This is a genomic window from Glutamicibacter sp. AGC46 (assembly GCF_053543715.1).
Genome location: NZ_JBLVOJ010000007.1, coordinates 155,048 through 170,044, shown reverse-complemented (window position 1 = coordinate 170,044; position 14,997 = coordinate 155,048). Strand labels below are relative to the sequence as shown.

Annotated in this window: 13 protein-coding genes and 1 riboswitch; of the genes, 5 read left to right on the top strand and 8 right to left on the bottom strand. The window is 59.5% G+C overall.

Features of this window, described 5'->3' with window-relative positions; all coding sequences use genetic code 11:
• Window positions 1-255 precede the first annotated feature (255 nt).
• The gene (locus tag ACNPM8_RS02580; protein ID WP_448939259.1) at window positions 256-486 is read left to right on the top strand and encodes a hypothetical protein; all 231 of its coding nucleotides are present in this window, start codon (window positions 256-258) and stop codon (window positions 484-486) included.
• A gap of 237 nt (window positions 487-723) precedes the next feature.
• Here the strand turns inward: ACNPM8_RS02580 and ACNPM8_RS02575 are convergent, their stop codons facing one another.
• The 3 genes from ACNPM8_RS02575 to ACNPM8_RS02565 all read right to left on the bottom strand — a co-directional run bounded on the left by ACNPM8_RS02575 (window position 724) and on the right by ACNPM8_RS02565 (window position 6,635).
• Window positions 724-2,265: an MFS transporter gene (locus ACNPM8_RS02575; protein ID WP_448939258.1), complete on the bottom strand. Its 1,542-nt coding sequence runs from the start codon at window positions 2,263-2,265 to the stop codon at window positions 724-726.
• A gap of 575 nt (window positions 2,266-2,840) precedes the next feature.
• Entirely contained in the window at window positions 2,841-3,227 is a 387-nt protein-coding gene (locus tag ACNPM8_RS02570; RefSeq protein ID WP_448939257.1) for a hypothetical protein, read from the bottom strand.
• Window positions 3,228-3,287: 60 nt separating this feature from the next.
• Window positions 3,288-6,635, bottom strand: a complete 3,348-nt coding sequence (locus tag ACNPM8_RS02565) for an SNF2-related protein (RefSeq protein WP_448939256.1) — start codon at window positions 6,633-6,635, stop codon at window positions 3,288-3,290.
• Between the two features lie 86 nt (window positions 6,636-6,721).
• Between ACNPM8_RS02565 and ACNPM8_RS02560 the strand changes: the two genes are divergently transcribed.
• Window positions 6,722-7,912 carry an LOG family protein gene (locus ACNPM8_RS02560; RefSeq protein WP_448939255.1) on the top strand — a complete coding sequence of 397 codons (1,191 nt, stop codon included), beginning with the start codon at window positions 6,722-6,724 and terminating at the stop codon, window positions 7,910-7,912.
• Window positions 7,913-7,975: 63 nt separating this feature from the next.
• On the opposite strand, the gene ACNPM8_RS02555 is transcribed toward ACNPM8_RS02560, so the two are convergent.
• The 3 genes from ACNPM8_RS02555 to ACNPM8_RS02545 all read right to left on the bottom strand — a co-directional run bounded on the left by ACNPM8_RS02555 (window position 7,976) and on the right by ACNPM8_RS02545 (window position 10,184).
• Window positions 7,976-9,079, bottom strand: coding sequence for a VIT1/CCC1 transporter family protein (locus ACNPM8_RS02555; RefSeq protein ID WP_105657316.1), 1,104 nt, complete (start codon window positions 9,077-9,079; stop codon window positions 7,976-7,978).
• Between the two features lie 54 nt (window positions 9,080-9,133).
• Window positions 9,134-9,400, bottom strand: coding sequence for a hypothetical protein (locus tag ACNPM8_RS02550; protein ID WP_105657317.1), 267 nt, complete (start codon window positions 9,398-9,400; stop codon window positions 9,134-9,136).
• A gap of 15 nt (window positions 9,401-9,415) precedes the next feature.
• A riboswitch (SAM riboswitch) is annotated at window positions 9,416-9,529 on the bottom strand.
• Window positions 9,530-9,596: 67 nt separating this feature from the next.
• Complete coding sequence (locus ACNPM8_RS02545) at window positions 9,597-10,184, bottom strand: DinB family protein (protein WP_402735720.1); 588 nt, start codon at window positions 10,182-10,184, stop codon at window positions 9,597-9,599.
• A gap of 133 nt (window positions 10,185-10,317) precedes the next feature.
• Here ACNPM8_RS02545 and ACNPM8_RS02540 point away from each other — a divergent pair, with 133 nt between their 5' ends.
• Window positions 10,318-10,884 carry a helix-turn-helix domain-containing protein gene (locus tag ACNPM8_RS02540; protein ID WP_105661607.1) on the top strand — a complete coding sequence of 189 codons (567 nt, stop codon included), beginning with the start codon at window positions 10,318-10,320 and terminating at the stop codon, window positions 10,882-10,884.
• A 136-nt stretch (window positions 10,885-11,020) separates the two neighbouring features.
• Window positions 11,021-11,437, top strand: a complete 417-nt coding sequence (locus ACNPM8_RS02535; RefSeq protein ID WP_133833221.1) for a hypothetical protein — start codon at window positions 11,021-11,023, stop codon at window positions 11,435-11,437.
• 291 nt (window positions 11,438-11,728) lie between these two features.
• Here the strand turns inward: ACNPM8_RS02535 and ACNPM8_RS02530 are convergent, their stop codons facing one another.
• Window positions 11,729-12,835, bottom strand: coding sequence for an IS110 family transposase (locus ACNPM8_RS02530; RefSeq protein ID WP_426734885.1), 1,107 nt, complete (start codon window positions 12,833-12,835; stop codon window positions 11,729-11,731).
• Window positions 12,836-12,952: 117 nt separating this feature from the next.
• The gene (locus tag ACNPM8_RS02525; RefSeq protein WP_448939254.1) at window positions 12,953-14,377 is read right to left on the bottom strand and encodes a DUF4232 domain-containing protein; all 1,425 of its coding nucleotides are present in this window, start codon (window positions 14,375-14,377) and stop codon (window positions 12,953-12,955) included.
• Window positions 14,378-14,486: 109 nt separating this feature from the next.
• Here ACNPM8_RS02525 and ACNPM8_RS02520 point away from each other — a divergent pair, with 109 nt between their 5' ends.
• Window positions 14,487-14,945, top strand: coding sequence for a GatB/YqeY domain-containing protein (locus ACNPM8_RS02520; protein ID WP_332489211.1), 459 nt, complete (start codon window positions 14,487-14,489; stop codon window positions 14,943-14,945).
• Window positions 14,946-14,997 lie beyond the last annotated feature (52 nt).

The following is a 14,997-nucleotide window of genomic DNA, read 5'->3' as shown; positions in this document are numbered from 1 at the left end:
GAACCCCGCGACCGTTTCGCATTTAATTGAAATCTTCTAGTCAAATCCCTAGGGCGGAGAAGCTGCGGGGCAACGTTAGCGTGCTTATCCCTGGCATTGGCATCATGCACGATCCCGGAGGCCGGCGAAAGTGCGGGGCCGTTGCCTTTGAGCCCCGAAACGGCAAGTTCCTGCGATCGACCGTACATTGCCAGTGGCGGTCAGTTGCGTGGTGCACCGCAGCTGATCCGGGTCGACCGGTTCCATGATCAGCAGATGCGCCAAACTCTGCTCGACGCACCCGTCGGCTCGACTATCAGCTTCAGCCCTCGTCCCAAGTGGGACAACGCCAATGAAGTGCTCATGGCAGCCAGCGCCGTCTCCGAAACCACTGTCGCCGAAGAGCCCTACGATGCCAGCGACGGGCTGGAATCGTTGATCAGAAGCTGCGACCAGTCTGCGGGGCTTCTGGGCTACTGGGCAGCGCGTCCCAAGACCTATACGTAGAGCGTTCAATGCCTCAACGAGCAGCAGAGCCGCTACACGCTGGTCTTCGATACCTGGTCCGACTCCGAATTCGGAATCCTTGACGGCAAGCTGAGGCTGGATGCGATGGCTCAATGGGCTGCGCAAGCAGCCTATGAATCCTGCTGCCAATCCTCCTAGCCGTTGAACCGGATACAACAATGGCGGGGCTGGTTCCGCTTGGAACCGGCTCCGCCATCGCTTAACCCTATTGCGAGGCTATCTAGCCTGGGACTGCTCCGCCTCGGCGTCTGCAATCTCCTGCTGGTAGTTCATTTCCAATTCAGGAACCTGCTCGAAGAGCGCTTCGACATCGAGGTCAGGGTTCTCGTCCTGGGTTTCAACTAGCTCAATGGCTTCCGCTTCCGACGCGACCGATGGCAGCGAGCCGGGCAATGGCTTGCGAGCGGATTCGCGCAGGTAGCAGACCGCAATGAAACCCGCGACCGAGGTGCCCATAACCCAGAAGGCCGGAGCCAGGGAGGATTTGGTCAGGGTCACCAACGCCTGCATGATGAACGGCGCGAAGCCGCCAAAGATGGCTACGGCGAAGTTGTACGAGATGCCCATGCCACCGTAACGCGAGGCGGTGGGGAACAGCGCTGGCAACGACGAAGCCAGATTGGCAACGTAGAAGACTACCGGGACTGCCAGCAGCGCAAGGCCAAGCAGGGTGGACCAGATCTGGCCATGCATCATGAACAGGAAGGCAGGGATAGCCAGGACGATGGCCGAAACCGAACCAATGAACAGGACCTTGCGACGGCCCACGCTATCGGAAAGCTTGCCCGCCAAGGGGATGCACAAGGACATGCCCACCAGGATCGGCAGGGTCAGCAGATTGCCGTGCACCGGATCGTATTCCAGCGTCTCGGTGAGGTAGGTAGGCATGTAGCTGGTCAGTGCGTAACCGGCGGTGTTGGCAGCCGATACCAGTACGAACCCGGTGAGCAATTCGCGCCAGTAGGCCTTCACCAGGTCGATGACGCCCTTCGGGGCATCGGCAGCGCTCCGTGCGTCCTCGCTCGCGCGGTTAGCGGCTTCCTGGGCTTCCTTGAAGGCTGGAGTGTCTTCGATCTTGGCGCGGAACCACAGTGCGATAACACCCAGTGGAAGGGCCACCAGGAATGGAATGCGCCATGCGAAGCCTTCCATGACGTCGTCGCTCAGGGTCAGCTGGAGGATGGAGACGAAGGCGGCACCCAGGGCGAAGCCCATGTAGGAACCTAGATCCAGCAGCGAGGCGAAGTATCCACGCCGCTTGTCCGGGGCGTATTCGGTAATGAACGTAGTAGCACCGGCGTACTCGCCGCCAGTGGAGAAGCCCTGGGCAAGCTTCAACACGACCAGGAGAATTGGTGCTGCTACACCCCATACCGAGTAATCCGGGAGGATTCCGATGCCAAACGTGGCCGCTGCCATCATGAGCAGGGTGAAGACCAGAATCTTCTGGCGTCCTACTCGGTCACCCAGCTGGCCCAAAATCACGCCACCAAGCGGGCGCGCGACGAAGGTGACAGCGAATACGCCTAGGCTGAACAGGGTTTGGATTGCAGGCTCGACGGTGTCGGGCATGAAGAGCTTGCCGATAATTACTGCAAGATAGCCGTAGACACCTACGTCGTACCATTCCATCAAATTGCCAACGACGGTACCGCCGATGGCTTTCTTGAGCATCGAATTATCGACGACGTTGACGTCTTCTACCTTCAGGCGGCGTTTCCTCAGGAATCGCTGCTTCCGTGTGTTTTTTGCTTCCATAGTTTCACTCCTCATATCTTTCTTGATCTTGTCCCGGTGCCGGCGACCATTTTCATCCACAAGAATGAGGAGCGAATTAGCTGCTCCTTGAGCTGGTTGCGGTCGCCGTGTGACTCGTCGAAATCGATAGATTTCTACTCAAAAATCCGGCGAAAAACCGGCATTGAGCGATGAAACGCTTAAGCGGACAATCATTAAGTTTACCAAAAATTGGATTAATTCCCTGATCGAGGGGCTCTTCAGGGGCGTATGCGTGCCCATGGGAGCAGCCGAATCCTGCGTGGGCCTACCGCCGAATACCCACGGAAGCATGGGGCAAACGAGCCATTGGCCAAGTTGTGGATCGAGGTGCGCAAAAAGCTGAAATTGTGTCGAAGGACTCGGAGCGTCAGGGGTTGGGAAACAGCGAAGCAACGCGAAAATGATGCACTTGAAGGTCCTGAATCCGGTGGCAAATGAGGGCCCCCGACGGTAAAAAACGCACGCTGTTCAGCAGCGGGTGGCGCTCAGTCCGCAGGGCACAAAAATGCCCCAAGATTGCTGGTGGGCAGCTTGGGGCATGTAGTCGAAGCAGGCTAGCCGCGGAGGCCGGCAGCAGCTTCAGTATCAACTCTCAGGAATGAAGAGCCGATGGCGGCGAACGCGCCCGGAATCAGGAGCATTCGGTGCTTCGGGTTATAGAAAATCTCTTCGAGCGGGGACGCCAGAACTCTGCGAATCTTTTCCAGGAGCCGGTCGTTTTCCAGGGACAGGCGTTCCTGTTCGGTTTCAATCACCACACGATCGTTGTTGATGCTCACCGATGCGCTCATCCAGTCATCATCGGGGGTACTGAGAGTCTCCGATTTAATCAGGGACACGGTTATTACCGCCTTTGTCGTTCGTATCGCCCCGACGAGGATCCGTCTGGGCGCTTGCCCGATGAACGCACTATGTGTGGCGTAGCGCACATCATCGGTCACTTCGAATATACAGGGTTTTACTGAGCGCCGCCTGCTAATACGGCGGATTTAATCAACCTGTTACTCAAGCAGTCCTCGGATATCTTGGGCGGTCAAGGCCTTGGAGAATCCATCGGCTTCATCCATCACTGTCGAGATCAGCTTGCGTTTGCTTTCCTGCAGCGCCACAACCTTCTCTTCGATGGTGCCCTGCGAAATCATTCGGTACACCATCACCTGTCGAGTCTGGCCGATGCGGTGCGTACGGTCGATAGCCTGGGCTTCCACGGCTGGGTTCCACCATGGATCCAGCAAGAAGCAGTAGTCCGCTTCGGTCAGGTTCAAGCCGAAGCCGCCGGCCTTCAAGGAGATCAAGAACAGCGGAGCTTCGCCTTCCTTGAACTGCTCGATGACCTTGGCGCGGTTGCGGGTATTGCCGTCCAGGTAAACGAACTTCACGCCACGCTCGGTCAGCTTGTCGGCCAGCACCTTCAGATACGAGGTGAACTGGCTGAAGATCAGCGCACGGTGGCCTTCGCCCACCACATCATCGAGCTGGTCGAAGAGTGCTTCCAGCTTTGAACCAGGTACGTCCGACAGCGCTGGATCCACCAATGAAGGTTCCAGAGCCAGCATGCGCAGATGGGTCAGCGACTGGAAAATGGTGAAGCGGTTGCGATCCAGATCTTCAACCAGGTGCAAGATTTTCTGGCGTTCGCGGTTCAGATGGGTGTCGTAGACATGCTGGTGTTCTTCGGAAAGGCGCACCAGAAGCTGTTGCTCCTGCTTGGCCGGAAGATCCAGCACCACGGATTCCTTGGTGCGGCGCAGCATGAATGGCTTGATGCGACGCTGCAGCAATGCAAGGGTGTCCTTGTCGCCCAGCACTTCGATGGGGCGGGCGAATTGGCGATTAAAGCGTGTTGTGTTCAGGAACAACGCCGGAGCAACCAGCGACAGCAAAGCACCGAGCTCGGAAAGGTTGTTTTCCATCGGGGTACCAGTGACGGCCAATTTGAAATTGGTCTGCAGGTTCACCGCGGTGCGGTGGGCCTTGGTGGATTTGTTCTTCACGAACTGCGCCTCATCGAGGATCAAACCGGCAAAGCGCTGCGCCTCGTAAATCTCGTCGTTCAGACGCAACAGGGTATAGGTCGTGAGAATGACATCGTAGTTCTCGGCCAGTTCCCTCAGCTGCCGTGGCGAAGGCAAGGTGCCCTCGACGCTGACTACCCGCAAGGATGGGGCGAACTTGTTGATTTCCATTTCCCAGTTGGAAACCACCGAGCTCGGGGCGACGACCAAGAACGGCAGACGGGTGCGCTGGGTTGCGGGCAGCTGAGCACATGCCTGCGGATCGGCCCAGAGCTTGTGGGCATGGAGAATCAGGGCAATCGTTTGCAAGGTCTTGCCCAAGCCCATGTCATCGGCGAGGATTCCGCCGAATCCGCCTTCGTACAGGCGAGAGAGCCAGTGGAACCCTTCAACCTGGTAAGGGCGCAATTGGGCGTTCAGCGTGTTCGGCACCTGCGCGTGGTGGGCTTCAGCGACCTTGAGCAGTGAACGCATGCGTGCGATAAACAAGTCCGCGCCGTCAATGCCTTCAGCCATCTCATCAAGTTCTTCGAACAATGAGATTTGGAAGACCGTAAGCTTCAGGTCTCCCTCCTTCGGCTTGTCATTCATTGCCTGCGCCTCGTCAACGAGCGCCTTGAGCTTGGCGAACATGGGGTGGTTCAACGAGAACCAAGTGTTATCCGGCAGGCGCAGCTTCATCTGGCCATTGCTCATGGCCTCGACGATCTGCGAGAAAGGAACCTCGTGGTTGCCCACGGTGATCAGCAAGCCAAGGTCCAGCCAGTCGGTCCGTTCATGATTCACGGCATTGATCTTCAGCTGAGGAAGTTCACGCAGCTGACGGAATTTCGGCCGGGTACCCTTCTCAACCAGCTTGACTTCAGGAATGCGTTCCAGCGCGGGGAGGATCTCGGTGACGAAATCGATGGTGTCATCGCGGGCGTAGAACTTCGGCGACAAGTTGGGATTGCCGCTTTCTTCATGAACCAGGAAAACTTCATGCACTGCGGCCTGAAGCAGTTCCTCAGCCTCAAGGTCATACACTTCCTGGTCGCCAGGGATCCCCGGGTAGAGGATCTGGAAGTCCAGCGCGGCGGTGTCGTTCGGTTCGTTATTCTCGTTGAATTCGCGCTTGTAGACCACGGTCGCCTGCACATAGGGCGGTTTCAAAGCAGGCAATTCCAGCTCGTCGTTAACGCTACGCAGCTCGAAACGGCGGGCCAAGCGCGGGTAGGAGGATTCAAAGAAGTCGTTGATCTCCGGCCTAGGCACGGTGACCGGGCGGCGGTCAACATACCAGCGGCGGTGCGCGTCAGGAATCGGCTCAACACTTGGCGCGAGCCAAATCTCATCAGGCTGAGCCAACTGGGCATAGAAACCATGCTCGGCGATGACACCGCTTGGTGCTTCCGGATCGAGAATGAGATCCTGGTTTGCAATGTGCAGGACACCGTCCAATTGCAGCCGTTGCTCATCCAGGGAGGCCTGCATGCTGAAGCTGGCTGGAGCAACGATGCGCACGCGCTGCTCGGATCGGGTCGTGATCAGCGGAATTCCCAGCTCATCAGCTTGGTCAAGCAGTGGCCAGAGCAGCTCGGAAGCGTACTCGTCCAGGAACAGCCAGTCTTCATCCACCTTGAACTGCAGCTGGCTATCGCTGCGCGCCATGGAAGCAAAGCGGGTAAACCAGTGGTGCTGCGCCCGCAACAGGTTCCAGCCGTAGGTCTTGAAGCCCAGGGTGGTCCAGCGAAGCTGGCCACGAACCCAACGGCCTTCGGTGTTGCGAACCATTGGGCGCACTCCCAAGCGGAAGCGCTTATTGCGGGTCGGGTGCGGGATGGTTCCGGTCGGCATCCATTGTTGCTGCTGGGTGGCGTCCTTCGAATCGAAGAGCAGGAACTGAAGCGCCATCGGCACTACCGGATCGTGCTGCGACCCAAGCAGGCCATCGGCCGGGCCCGGCTCGAACTCTTCAAACCATGAATCGATTTGCTGCGACCAAACTGTGTTCGGCTTCTCTTCCCGGGCAGGCACGGCGCGTGGCTGGGAAGCGATCTTGTTGGAGACAATAGCCAGTGCCGCGATGTGCGAGCAGATGCCCGGTGCGTCGCAGGTGCACTCGCACGATTCGATTTTCCACTCTCCACCGTCCAAGAGGACCTGGATCATCGGAGAATATTCTTCGCCAGAATCGGTGACGGTGCCTTCGATCTGGTGGGTGCTTTCGTCGAATTCCACGTCAACCACGGAATTTGCTTCTGCAGCCAGGTTCTTTCCATAGAAGAAAGGAACGTTGCCCAGAAAAGCCAATAAGTGGCGGGCATCAATGGTTGGTGGAACAGATTCAATCATCCTCTCATCGTTTCACGTTCCGGGCCTTCGCGAAAGTTGAAGGGCCTTTCTGTGAATAATCACTATCTATGACGTAGCGTTGACGCATGTCCCAAGTGTGGCCCTACCTTCCAGCACGCGCAGTGAACATAACGACGCTCGTTGAATTCGACCGTCTCGCAGCTGAAGCGCTGGCTTCCCACCGTGCACGCGGAAAAGGCTGGCGAGTGCACCGTGTTGATCTGCGCGAACGGGATACCGTGCTGGAATCCTTGGATCTTTCCGAAGCGCTATTCATCGATTGCCAGTATTCCGCGCAAGGATCGCAGATCGTGCAAGCCACTGGCGGGCTGTGCATGAGCTCGGGGGAGGAGCTTCCCTTCGAGACGGTGGCTCGCGGCTTGTATTCGCCGCATGAGTTGTACTCGGGGATCCGGACGCAGACCTACGAGCAAGTGCCTGATGCGAAGATCTACGCGTACTCCCAGCAGCATGCAGCGGTGAATTCCGATAGCGATAGCAATGCGCTGGCAAGAACCCTGCATGATCACCACATTGGCCAGGCGCTGGTCTCGGCGGTGTACGAGGGCACGTTCAAGGAAACCCCGATTATCGGGGTGATGGGCGGGCATGCGATGAGCCGGGGCACTGCGCAGTATGCGCAAGCCTTGGAGCTTGGGCGCATGATTACCCGGGCCGGCTACGCGGTCGCCACCGGTGGAGGCCCCGGCGCAATGGAAGCTGCCAATGCCGGTGCGTGGCTGGCCGATTACGGACCAGAAGATGTCGCTACGGCATTGCAGATGCTGGCCGAAGCGCCAGATGCGATCCATCAGCGCACCGGCTGGGCGAGAACTGCGTTGATGGTCAAGGAGCGTTTCCCGAGCCAGCGGCAGTCCCTGGGCGTGCCAACCTGGTTCTACGGCCATGAGCCGCCGAATCTGTTTGCCACCCAGATTGCCAAGTTCTTCACCAATTCCATTCGTGAAGCGATTCTGCTGGAGCAGTCCAACGGCGGGCTGGTAGTTCTGCCCGGGGCCGCTGGCACGGTGCAGGAAATCTTCCAGGATGCCTGCGAAAACTACTACGCTACCGGTGCTCGCGTGGTGCCGATGGTGCTGATCGGCAAGGACTATTGGACGAGGGCTCTGCCTGCTTGGCCGCTGCTTCAGGCCCTGGCCAAGGAACGTGTCATGGAACAGAAGATTGCTCTGGTGGAAACCGCCGAAGAAGCGATGGAGTTCATCCAGAGCATGCAAACCCTGCGCCGGCGTACCCGGCGGCCGGAGAACAGCTAGAGCACGGCATGGAAAATGCCGGTACAGCCAAAGCTGTACCGGCATTCGATTCGCAGCAGGCTGCTATCCGATGCTGACGTCGAAGATCAGGCCCAAGCAGTAGGTGATGGCCGCTGCGCCCCAGCCGATGGCTAGCTGGCGCAGGCCGCGCTTGAGCGGGGAGGCACCGGAAAGCAGTCCCACGATCCCTCCAGTGATCATCAGGGCCACGCCTACCAGGACTACCGAGACGAGGATCGCGGTCATGCCGGAGAGCCCAAGGATATATGGCAGGATCGGCACGACCGCGCCGGAAGCGAAAAGGATGAACGAGGTGGCCGCCGCGCCGGTGGCCGACCCCAGTTCCTGGTGCTCCTTCTCGAGTTCTTCGCCGCGGCCTTCCGGGTTCAACGAGAAGTCGGGGTTGCAATCGCAGGTGAACAGGCCCATGCGTTCTGCGGCCCGGTGCGCTGCATCTTCATCGCTCATGCCGCGGGCCTTGTAGATCAGCACCAGCTCATTGGCGTCCAGATCGAGGTTCGGGGCGGCGGTCAGCGTGACCTGGGTTGGACGCGAGGCGGTCAGCAGCTCGCGCTGGGAACGCACCGAGACGTATTCGCCAGCGGCCATGGACAGTGCGCCGGCCAGCAAACCGGCAACACCGGAGAACAGCACGAAGGTCGCTGAAACACCGGTCGCACCGATACCCATGATCAACGCCAGGTTGGAAACCAGCCCGTCGTTGGCGCCGAAGACCGCAGCGCGGAAGTTGCCCGAAAGGCGCGCACGGCCTGCTGTAGCCAGCGCCCGGACGACTTCTTCGTGGACCTGTTCGTCGGCCGCCATCTGCGCGGTGGCGTCCTTGTCGTCGCGGTAGGGCGAACTGCTTTCGGAGCGCTGGGCCATGGCCAGCACGAAGACCGAACCGAAATGCAATGCCAGGAAACGCAGCATGGTGCGTCGCAGCGACGGGCGGACTTCCTTGAAATGCTCGCCGAGCAGGACGCGCCAGTGGGATTCGTGGCGGGCTTCCGCCTCTGCAAGGCCCAGCAGGATTTGCCGTTCTTGACCGGTTTTCTTTTCCGCGAGGGCCCGGTAGATGGAGCCTTCGGCGACTTCATCTGCGAGATACTTGCGCCATCGCTGGATCTGCGCTTTGGTAGGTTCGGTTTCTGGGTGCTGTGGCATCGCGACGATGACTCTCCTGGAACATGGATTTTCCAATGAAACCCGTGGATCGGATCAACCACCCAGTTTAGTCAGGGCTCCTGCACTTGGGAATTTGGCAAGGCTAAAAGCAATTCGCTTGCCCGCGGGATTTCCGGCTACCGGCAGCACCAGCTGCAATTCAGAAGTGGCCGGATCATAGGTCGGCCTGCGGGCGCAACGGGCAATGAGCCGTTCAAGCCTGAGCGGATCTGCAACGTAGCGGGTGCGCCAGCGCCCCTCGGCCTTGAACTGCACTTGGCCGGTCTGGCGGTCGATGACGGGCAGAATCGGATATGCCATGGAGGTCAACTCTCTTGCGAGCTCTTGCCCGTGCACCTGTTGATGCGCGGACCGCTTCCTCATCCGAACCACCCATGAACTTGGGGTTGGTGCGCGGCCAGTCGGAGCTTGGCGCCGCGTCTCGTGAAGCAACATTTCCGATGGTACCGCCGGCGGTAGGGCGCGGTGAAGTCCGAATGCGTAATATGACTGCGGCTCAGCTGCCCGGGGCAAAGGCATTGGCCAGTTGCTGCAGCTTCTCGCGTTGTTCGGCCCATTGCCCCGCGGTGTAGTCGGGCAGCAGATCCAGTTGCGCGGTCCAGCCAGCACGGCCATCGAGCTGCTCGCGAATAATATCCAGATGCCCTGCATGCCGGGAGGTCTCGGCGAGCGCATGGATGAGCAGGTGATCCAAGGTGGTTTTGCCAGCTGGCCCCCACCACGGTACCTCTACGGGGCAGTCCAGGGGCAGGTCGCTGATGGCTTCATCGGCGAAGGCGATGGCTTTCCGATACAGGCCGATCAGCTGTTGCGCATCCATATCTGCTGGCGGAAGGAAATCCGCGTCGGGATCATGCGGTGCAATGAATTCGCGAACGTAGCGGTCATCGGCTCTGCGCTTGAGGCAGGTGCCGAAATATTCGTATTCATTGATCGCCAAATGGTGCAGCACTCCCAGGATATGGGTGCCCGTGGGGGTGAGCGGAGTGCGTGCCAGGTGCTCGGCGAGGCCTTCTGCCTTGTAGATCGCATTCTCGCGCGCGTCGTTCAGGTACCCGCAGAGCTTGTCCTTGGTGCTGTCCATGGGCAGAGTCTAGTGAGCGCTGCAGTCTCGCGGTAGAGGGCGCCGTGTGTTTACCATTGGTAAACTTGCCCCGCAGGCCTTGAAGCCAAAGTGGTTGCGGTTGTTGCTGCAGAAAACGTCGAGGAGCCAAACGATGAAAACCTTGCCAGTTGAACCAACCGGTGCCGCGATCAATATCGGTGCGAGGCTGCGCGGGGTGCGCCAGACCCAGCGTATGACCATTGACCAGGTCGCCGAGCTATCCGGACTGACCAAGGGTTTCCTCTCGCGTGTGGAGCGCGACCTGACCAGCCCTTCGGTTTCCACTCTTTTGCGGTTGTGCGAAGTGCTGGGCATGGAGGTCGGTACCCTCTTCGAGGTTCCTGAAACGAAACTGGTCCGACTGGAGCAGGCGCCCCGTGTTTCCCTGGGCGGTGACGGCATCACGGAGCAGCTGGTCACGCCGCGCAGCGAGAAGCGGGTGCAGATGATTCGCGCCGAGATTGCGCCCAAGGGCACCGGTGAAGCGGAGCTGTATTCGGTGGATTGCGAGCTGGAAGTGCTGCACGTGATCGCTGGAAAATTCATCCTGGTATTGCCTGATCAGCGCGTAGAACTCGAAGCAGGCGATACGATCACCTTCCCCGGGCGTGAACCGCATAGCTGGGAAAACGATTCTGATGAGGTTGCCGTGGTTACCTGGACGCTGATCCTCTCATGACGCCAATCCCTTGCGCTTGCTGCCATGGCACGGCATGCGCAGTGCGGCTGCGCGTTCGTCTGCGGGGAGATGAACCGCGTATTCTAGGAACGATGCGTTGTTCCGGGCGCTCGGGACAATCAGTGATGGGAGAGGCGTGAGGACAGGCGAACCAACCGCTGCGCAAGATCAACTGCGCAGTATCAGCTGGTGGGCTTCGATACTTTTCGGCGTTCTTATTGGCACCACCTTGACCTGGATCCGCACCCAACGCAATTTCTTCTTCATTGGCGCCGCGATTCTGGCCGTCGTCATTGTCACCATTGGCGTGCGGACGATTCGCCGACGGGCACGCTTCCCGGTGATGGCGCAGGCACGCACCTCGTGGGCGTATGTGCTGTGGACAGGTGTCCTGCTGGTCCTGGCCGGACCGATCCAGCTGGTGTACGTAGCTGATGACCTTTCCGAACTGACGATCAAATCGCTGGTCATGTCCGCAGGCTTCTGCCTGGGCATTCACGAGGTCGACCGCGCGCTGGTGAAAGCCAGCAAGAAGCGCTCCGGCGAGGCCTGATATGTGCCCGTAATTGTCAAGTAGGCATGGGTTAGCACCCGCTCGGCTGGATTGCCGAGCGGGTGCTTTTCACCTCCCTGATCGACCCGGTGGTGCGGCGTGTCTTGGTGACGCGTGGTCAGTCTGACATACGCGGGTTGGTTACCGCATGACCCTGTTTCGGCGAGAGCAACCAGCTTGTCTAGGATCGAGCGTGGCACCTCTTGGGATGCTGCTCATAGGCCTTCCGCTGATGCGCTCTTCACGCTGCATGCTCCACTTGGCATGATATGAGAGGCGAGTCTTGCAGAATTATTCGTCCATCACGGCCAATGACCAGCACCAACCGGCAAGTTCACGGGCAATCGCGGTGCACGCGACGGTGTGCTTCTTCTTGTGGCTGGCCAGGGTATTCCACCGCTGGTTCAGGCGCCGATTCCCGGCATCGCCCCGTGCCGCTGCCTGGGCCGATGCCTTGGCCCACCGGTCGGTCATGGTTTTCCCCGGCTGGTACCGCGGTTTGTGATGCCATGCAGCCTCGACGAGCAGCCGGCGGGCATGGGTGTTCCCGGTCTTCGTGATCCCGCCCAAGGACCTGCTGGTCCCCGAGGAATATTCGCTGGGCACCAGGCCAAGATAGGACGCAATGGTGCGGCCGGTGAATCGATCCCAGTCACCGAGCTCGACTGCGAGAGCGAACCCGGTCAGGGTGTTGATGCCACGCAGGCAGCACAGCCTGTTGGTCACGGCAGTGAACTGGGATTCGGCAGCCATCTTGCTGATCTGCTCATCGAGCCGGTCACGCCGGGCAAGACCGAAAGTGGCCGCATCGAAGGCAGCGTCGAAGGCCGCTAACGTTCCGGTGCCAAGGCTCGCGAGCTCGTTCTTCCTGATACGCCGCAGCCATGCCTCATGCCTGGAGCCCCAGCACGTACTGCCGTCATAGATGAAGCTATGGCGCAGCAGGAGCTTCGAGAGCCGATGCCTGCACATCATCAGCTCAACTCTGGCGTCCTCGCGTGCTCGGACGAGGTCTCTGGCGGATTCCTCGGCGAGCGTCGGCACGCGCACTGCCACGAGTTCATCGACTTTGATCAGTCGTGCCAGCAGCAGGGCATCGCGGGCATCGGTTTTGACCTTGTCCCCGGAAGGGCGCAGGAGCTTCGACGGGGCCGCGACGGTCACCGGGTAGTGCATGCCCGCGAGGGTGCGTGCGAGGCTGAATCCGGTAGGACCGGCTTCGTAGGCGACCGCGACGGGTCCGTGGTCGGCAGCGATCCCGTTGATCCATGTCGTGACGGCTTCGTTCCCGCCGGGGAGTTTCGCTTCGAGGACTTCACCCGTGCGGGTGTCGAGGGCTGTTGCGCGGATGGATCGTGCGTGCACATCCAGTCCGATCGCAGTACGCTGGGTAAACATCAGGGCCTCCGCTGCATGTCGGCATCCCCGAGCCGTTCTCGGGGATGATCCACGAATCTGCACCGTGAGGCCCTGATCCGCAAGAGGCCTGGCGAAAAAACCTCTTACTCATAGGGTCTAGGGCCTAGGAGTGGCCGGTGGTTGCGGTTTGAAGGCGTCTCCAGGAATTGCCCACCCGTCGCGCGCCTGGACCCAGGGGCTTTGGGCGATCTGCGCCCCGTCCAGGATGTCAAGGGACGTCGGCTGGCCATCGTATTGGGGTGCGAGCTGGACCGGTTTCATTCCCTTGGCTGCGGCGATGACCAGGGCAACGGTTTCATCCGGATCCTGGGACGTTGACATGGCATTCCAATCCAGCGTCGAAATCACCGCTTCGCCGGAAGGGATGGCAACGCGTTCAAGGAGGATATCCGGTTCGGGCTGCAGCTCGATATCCGGCTGGGCATCGCCGGCCTCATTGAGGAAATCGATCTGCGGGTAGGACTGCAACGCGCACGAGCGAGCAGAAATGTTCTTGGCGTAGACCGCCATGTACCGTGAACCGGCAGCTGCATCGGGTGCGCCGAGGGCTATTTCCAAGTCCCCCTCTGCGCACAACGGAGCTGACTGATTCGCTGGCCAGCTTTTGACCTTGTCGGGAAGAACCACAGGCTTGGGGATCAGCCATTGTGGTTTCTTGTTTCCAACCCAGCCTTCAGCAAGGACCTCGTATCGAGGCGATGCCAGCTTGTAGGGCATGGGCTCGCCAAAGGGACCATACCGCTCCAGCCATAAGCGGGTTTCCTTTTCCGCCTCTGCTGGCGCCTCGTTGCCGAGGACCAGGTTCAATCCGGAATGATCAATGCTGGCGCTCTCGAAGACACCTCGCTTGGCCGCCTCGATAAGAAGCTGGAGCTCGGGAATATCAGTGCGTTTCGCGGGCGAATAGCGCACGGATCGATCTGCTAGTGCCAAATCGGTGGGGTGCTTGGCCTGTGCAGCGAATTTTCCCAGCGCCAGCAGCTGCTCCAAATTAAACGCCGTGGCCGAGTAGTTAGCCGCACTTGCCGCGCCGAGCTCGCGTAGGCGGAATGCGAATGAAGCCCTCTCACCGAGAAGACCAGGCTTCGCTTGCTCTTCGCCTCCAAAGTGCGAAAAATTGTCGGAGACTTCCAGTGGGTAGGTTTTCGTCTTTGAGCCTGGGATATTCTGGGGTTCACCGGCGACAAAGGCCAGGTCGATGTTCCGCAAGCTCAGGGCATGGGCCCCAGCCTGGATCTGTTGTGCCATCTCCCGCACGATTACTTCCGCTTGTGCAGGATCGAGCTGATCCAATAGCACGAATTGCAGGTCAACTGACAGATCCGGTGCGGCCAAGACATCGTGATCCATGACCTCGGAGGACATCTGGACGCCAAGGACCCCGTCCCGGTCCTCGACGGCTGCAACGAAATCGCAAACTTCATCGGGCGCGTCGCAGGAATTCCATGGCTGCCAGATCACCAGGATGGCTGCGATAAGAGCCAGTGCGATGACGCTAGCTCCAGCGCGCAGTGAATTCATCTGGCTACTGTATCAAATGCGACCTCATGCTTGACCGCTGGTACTCCGGAAAACGATAACCGGATAATGCGAGTAAAATTTCAAGCACACGTATTGAAAGCGAGTTCCCATGAGTTTGAAAGATCGCCTGCGCGATGACAGCATCGCCCATCTGAAGGCCGGCAACGAGCTGGAGAAGACGACCCTGCGCAATATCCTCAGTGCCATCGGCACCAAGGAGAAGTCGGGAAAGAACCCCAGCGAGCTCAACGACCAGGATGTCGAGAACCTGCTTCGCAAGGAAGTCGGCAACCGCGAGGAAACTGCTGGCCTGGCCGCCAAGGACGGCCGCACCGAATTGGCTGAACGCGAATTGGCCGAAGCCGCCTTCATCTCCACGTACCTGCCCAAGATGCTTGACGAAGCGCAAGCCCAGGACATTGTCGATAGGATCATGGCCGAACTTGCAGCCGATCACGACCTGACCATGAAGGACATGGGCCAGGCCATGAAGCTGGTCGGCGCCGAAATCGCTGGCCGCTTCGATGGCAAGGCTGTCTCCCAGATGGTGCGCGCCAAACTGGGCTAGCCAACACTGGACTTTTCATTCGGCACGGGCCGTCCCACTTTTGGGGCGGGCC